The organism is Vibrio sp. M260118 (assembly GCF_036533755.1).
In the GTDB taxonomy this organism is placed as follows: domain Bacteria; phylum Pseudomonadota; class Gammaproteobacteria; order Enterobacterales; family Vibrionaceae; genus Vibrio.
Genome location: NZ_JATABG010000356.1, coordinates 1 through 5,361, shown reverse-complemented (window position 1 = coordinate 5,361; position 5,361 = coordinate 1). Strand labels below are relative to the sequence as shown.

The window sequence follows — 5,361 nt, the reverse complement described above, 5'->3', positions numbered from 1 at the left end:
CTTAGTGTCGTCCAGATAGTGGTAATCAATAAGTACTAGGTTTCCTATTAATGAACTACCCTCTTCCATCTGTTCCAATTGGTCAGACGTAAGCATCGTAACCTGTAACGAAAGCCCTTTTTCCAACGAATCTTTGAGTAATTTAGACTGCATTGTCAGATCAGAAATAAGCGTAATTTTATAAATATCGTTCTTCATCGTAGTGATCCCTGCACAACTTACTTATGAGTTAAACCTATCGTTTAGGTTGAATTAGTCAACATAGCAATCTATTCAATCTCGATACCCACGACAGAAACCATTCATACAATCAATAAATTAGTCTTGCATTCTCATTTATAAGATCTATGGAGATTGATTTGATGCCAACAAAGTACGCCAAACAGTTTGAACCAACAGAGAAACAAAAAGAACATCAAAGTAAGCAGATTCAGCGCGCCGCCATCGTCTCCGCTGCTCTCCACAACAGGGAGTTGCTGTCCTGCTTTGATAAGCGCTCTATCGCCATCTACTGTCGTAACATAAGCTTTAGGGGTTTCCAGGCCATTGATAACTCGAGAGATCCAGGCTTGATAATCGTATACATCGGTAAATACAGAGGTAGCATTCACCGCCGTATTGCCGCAGATGGTGGGGCCAAAACTGGTAATGCCAATCTGGATGTACTGACCTCCGGTAAACCAATACACTGGCCCACCTGAATCTCCTTGACAAGTCGCATTACGATAGCCCGCATTAATAACGCCACTAAAACATAATTGGCTTGAGGTTAACTTACTTCCATATTCCGCCTGGCACGTTGGCGTATCAACATATTGCAAGGTGGTCTCTAACAGGTTGGTTCCTCCTGCCACATTCCCTTCAATGGCGCCATGCCCAACAGCTTTATAGATATCTCCTCCAGGAAAGGCATTGTTCACCGTGGTATTAAGTAGTGAAGAGTAGTCAGTAACAGGCAACGCGGTTTCTAACTTAATGATGGCAATATCATTTGGCCACAGTTCTGCTGACGAATCTATGTAGTTATCCGGATAATAAAACTCTAACGCCTTGGCTTGAGGATTTGAGAGGAAGTTGGCTTCATCATCAAGTTGCGAAGTGACAACCGTATAGAGCATTAGGTTGTCGTCATCGTAGATACAGTGAGCAGCAGTAAGAACATACTGGGGATTAATCATAGTCGCACCACAATATGACGTACTACCGTAAACATTACCATTGCGGTAAAACAGGCTTGCAAAAGAGGGGTAATTAACGATGTTGGCGTCGGTACCATTCACAATAAACGGCGTGATACCAATTGCGCTAGCCCCTCGCGTCAACAGCAGTAAGCAAATTAACAGACACAATCGTTTCACAGGTGTTTCCCACATCATAGTCACTTTTTAAGTGTAGATGATGATAGAAATGTCACTAATCGCGAATTGTAATTTCACTTTCTCCAACACGACATAGACTAACGCAATAGTTTGCCATGCCTAAAAGTATAAAACCTCTCAAGCGAGAGGTTTTATAATGAGATTTAAGTCGTTAGCCACGGTAATAACGCTGTGGCACAAATGGCATTTTCTCAACTGTCATGGGTAACTTCTTGCCTCGAACCTCAGCGAATAGCTCAGTGCCAACAGCCATAAGGTCTGCACGTACATAGCCCATCGAAACAGGTTTACCCGCATTTGGGCCTGCTGTGCCACTGGTTACGACACCAACTTTGTTATCATCAGCATCAAACAACTCGGCACCTTCACGTACTGGTGCTTTGGTTTGGCCAACTAAGCCAACGCGTTTACGTGATACATCTTTGTTTTCAATTTGTTTAAGAATGATATCCGCACCAGGGAAACCACCCTCACGCTCACCACCAGTGCGACGAACTTTTTGAATGCCCCACAGAAGGCTTGCTTCAACAGGCGTTGTTGTCGTATCAAGATCGTGACCATATAGGCACAGGCCACACTCAAGACGAAGCGAGTCACGTGCACCAAGACCGATCCACTCGACTTCGTCTTCACCCGTTAGCTTTTGCGCTAACTCTTGTGCATGTGAGTTTGGCACCGAAATCTCGTAGCCATCTTCCCCCGTGTAACCACTGCGGCTAACGATGCACTCAACACCTAAAATCTCTAGTTTCTTAACATCCATAAACAACATATCAGTCACTTCAGCATTAAAACGCTTCAGTACCTCTGCTGCTTTAGGGCCTTGCAATGCTAATAATGCTCGATCGTCAATCACTTCGAGTTCAACGCCCGAAGGTAAATGCGCTTCTAGATGGCTTATGTCTTGCTCTTTACACGCTGCGTTAACCACAACAAATAGGTGATCACCTAGGTTAGCCACCATCAAATCATCCATAATGCCGCCCTGCTCGTTAGTAAAGAAAGAATAACGCTGATTACCTTGTGGCAGGTCGATGATGTCGACAGGAACTAATGACTCAAGAAACGCAGCAGCGCCTTCGCCGTGCAAACGCAGTTGACCCATGTGCGAAACATCAAATAGACCTGCGGCGTCGCGAGTATGTAAATGCTCTTTCTTTACACCAAGCTTGTATTGAACAGGCATGTCATAGCCAGCGAAAGGAACCATCTTAGCGCCAGCTTCAACATGTAGCGCGTGTAGAGGGGTTTTGAGTAGTTCTTGAGTCATTATTGTCTCCATAAAATCTGGGGCGCTTCCCTTACAAGGAAAGCTTGTTTCCAATAATAAACATGAGTGAAGAATTTTTGCACTCTTAAGATGGTGATGGACTCATAAAATGTGACACTTAACATCATATTTACAAAAATCAATGAATGTTAAAACGCCGCTTTGAACGTTAACCATCCAAAACGGCGCTATTCCATTGCTTAAAGAACCAACAGCAAACGGTTGCATTCACTATATGAAATTCTCAAAATACTTGCATTACTTTGCAGTGACCCAAAGAATGAGTGCATCTTGTTCACTTGTCGAGATCAACATGTGCCCCATATTTGCGTCGTAATACACACTATCGCCTTCGCTCAATTCCACCGGTTCATAAAACTCTGAGTAGAACATTACAGAACCCGATAATATCAGCAGAAACTCTTCGCCGTCGTGTCTTACCCAATCACCATACTCTTCAAAGTTCCGCGCATGAACCTGACTTTTAAATGGCATCATTTTTTTGTTAGACAGTTGAGTCGCCAGCAGTTCGTGTTCATAGGTTGGTGTTGGGTGAGGTTTACCTTGGTTAGCTTTAGTGATATCACGTCGGCCGGTAGCAACCTTTTTTCTTGGTGGTTCAAATAGTTGTGGCATATCTATCTGCAAACCAACGGCCAGCTTTTGCATCGCTTGGAAAGTGGGAGAGATCTGCTCGTTTTCTATTTTACTTAAAGTAGATGCTTCCCTCTTCTTTTTACTACAACTTCCTGTTTCATTTTCATTGTGCACGAAGCTGATAGTGGATGAAAGCAACGAACAAGAAATAAACCGTGCTCTCGTTAACAAAAATAGAAACCTTGTTTCCAATAGGAAATTTTTGGTTGATTGTTCATGCCACAACCGCTATGTTACCAACTTGTTAGTTGTAGAGATGTTATTTCCGAGCTTTGTGCCATTCATTTTACGCACGAGTTCTCGGTTTTCCCCACTGTTTGGGGTTTAGAAATTCACCCTACTCTAATCAAGAGTAGTTACAGAAGTAGGACTAACGAGAATACGAAACTAATAGCAACCTCGTTAGCATGAATGGAAGGTCATCTACCATGAACAAACCGTTTCAAAATCACAGCCTAGAGAACTTTTTCTCTACTAACCTAGCTGCTACTGACGATGCTGTCTTCGCTGGAATCCAAGCGGAATTTACCCGTCAAAACGAACAGATTGAATTGATTGCTTCTGAGAACATCGTTTCTAAAGCCGTCATGCAAGCCCAAGGCACCTGCCTAACTAATAAATATGCAGAAGGTTACCCTGGTCGTCGTTACTACGGTGGTTGTGAACACGTTGACACGGTAGAGGCTATCGCTATCGAGCGTGCAAAGAAACTTTTCAAATGTGAATACGCAAACGTTCAGCCACACTCTGGCGCGCAAGCGAACGGGGCGGTTAAATTGGCTCTACTTCAACCGGGTGACACGATTCTAGGCATGTCTCTAGATGCAGGTGGCCACCTTACCCACGGCGCTCGCCCTGCGCTTTCTGGGAAATGGTTCAACGCCGTTCAATATGGTGTGGATCGCGACACGCTAGAAATTGATTACGACGCGGTTCGTGAACTGGCTCTTGAGCACAAACCAAAAATGATCATTGCAGGTGGTAGTGCTATTCCACGTATCATCGACTTTGCTAAGTTCCGCGAAATCGCAGACGAAGTTGAGGCTATCTTGATGGTCGACATGGCACACATTGCCGGCCTCATTGCGACGGGCGCCCACCCTAGCCCGCTTCCACATGCACACGTTGTTACAACGACAACACATAAGACATTGCGCGGCCCACGTGGCGGTATGATTCTGACTAACCACGAAGATATCATCAAGAAAATCAATTCTGCCGTGTTCCCTGGCCTACAAGGCGGCCCATTAATGCACGTTATCGCGGCTAAAGCCGTTGCGTTTGGCGAGGCGCTGGGTCCAGAATTTTCAACTTATATTGATTCAGTGATCAACAACGCAAAAGTTCTTGCTGAAGTATTGCAAACTCGCGGGTGCGACATTGTGACCGGCGGTACAGATACTCACCTAATGTTAGTCGACCTTCGTCCTAAGGGATTGAAAGGTAACGTGACAGAAGAAGCACTAGAACGTGCGGGGATCACATGTAATAAAAATGGCATCCCATTCGATTCAGAGAAGCCTATGATTACATCGGGCATTCGATTAGGGACGCCTGCGGGCACAAGCCGCGGCTTTGGCGCTGAAGAATTCAAACTCATCGGTAATTGGATTGGCGACGTTCTTGACGGGTTGGTAGAAAACCCAGAAGGCAACCCAGACGTTGAACAACGCGTTCGCAAAGAAGTGAAAGCACTGTGCAATCGCTTCCCACTTTACCAATAAACAATTTAATCAAAGTTATTTTTGGAGATTAAGCAATGGACAAAACACTGAAGTTTGCAGATAGCCACGAGTGGGTACGTGACAACGGTGACGGCACAGTAACGATCGGTATTTCTGAGCATGCGCAAGAAATGCTAGGTGACGTTGTATTCGTCGACCTACCAGAGGTTGAAGACGAAGTTGAAGCAGGTGAAAGCTTCTCACTCGTTGAGTCTGTAAAAGCAGCGTCTGACATCTATGCACCAATCACCGGTGAAATCGTAGAAATCAACGAAGAACTAGAAGACAGCCCAGAGCTAATCAACGAAGAACCGTATGAAGGCGGTTGGAT

At 44.7% G+C, this 5,361-nt stretch carries 4 protein-coding genes and 2 pseudogenes; 2 read left to right on the top strand and 4 right to left on the bottom strand.

The genetic code is table 11. From position 1 onward, the window contains the following. The 4 genes and pseudogenes from QTO00_RS16645 to QTO00_RS16630 form a co-directional block, all read right to left on the bottom strand. Positions 1 to 198: pseudogene (locus QTO00_RS16645) on the bottom strand (helix-turn-helix transcriptional regulator); the annotation flags it as partial. Positions 199 to 332: 134 nt separating this feature from the next. Further along, positions 333 to 1,358, bottom strand: a complete 1,026-nt coding sequence (locus QTO00_RS16640; protein WP_331425785.1) for a S1 family peptidase — start codon at positions 1,356 to 1,358, stop codon at positions 333 to 335. A gap of 172 nt (positions 1,359 to 1,530) precedes the next feature. Further along, positions 1,531 to 2,649 carry a glycine cleavage system aminomethyltransferase GcvT gene (gene gcvT, locus QTO00_RS16635; RefSeq protein WP_331425784.1) on the bottom strand — a complete coding sequence of 373 codons (1,119 nt, stop codon included), beginning with the start codon at positions 2,647 to 2,649 and terminating at the stop codon, positions 1,531 to 1,533. Positions 2,650 to 2,907: 258 nt separating this feature from the next. Then, a pseudogene (locus QTO00_RS16630) lies at positions 2,908 to 3,369 on the bottom strand (helix-turn-helix domain-containing protein); the annotation flags it as partial. Between the two features lie 365 nt (positions 3,370 to 3,734). Here QTO00_RS16630 and QTO00_RS16625 point away from each other — a divergent pair. Together QTO00_RS16625 and gcvH are read left to right on the top strand one after the other, a co-directional pair. Then, positions 3,735 to 5,030 (top strand): serine hydroxymethyltransferase, encoded by a 1,296-nt coding sequence (locus QTO00_RS16625; RefSeq protein ID WP_038201540.1) that lies wholly within the window; start codon positions 3,735 to 3,737, stop codon positions 5,028 to 5,030. A 35-nt stretch (positions 5,031 to 5,065) separates the two neighbouring features. Beyond that, on the top strand, positions 5,066 to 5,361 hold a 296-nt coding region (gcvH, locus tag QTO00_RS16620; RefSeq protein ID WP_331425783.1), incomplete at its 3' end, for a glycine cleavage system protein GcvH.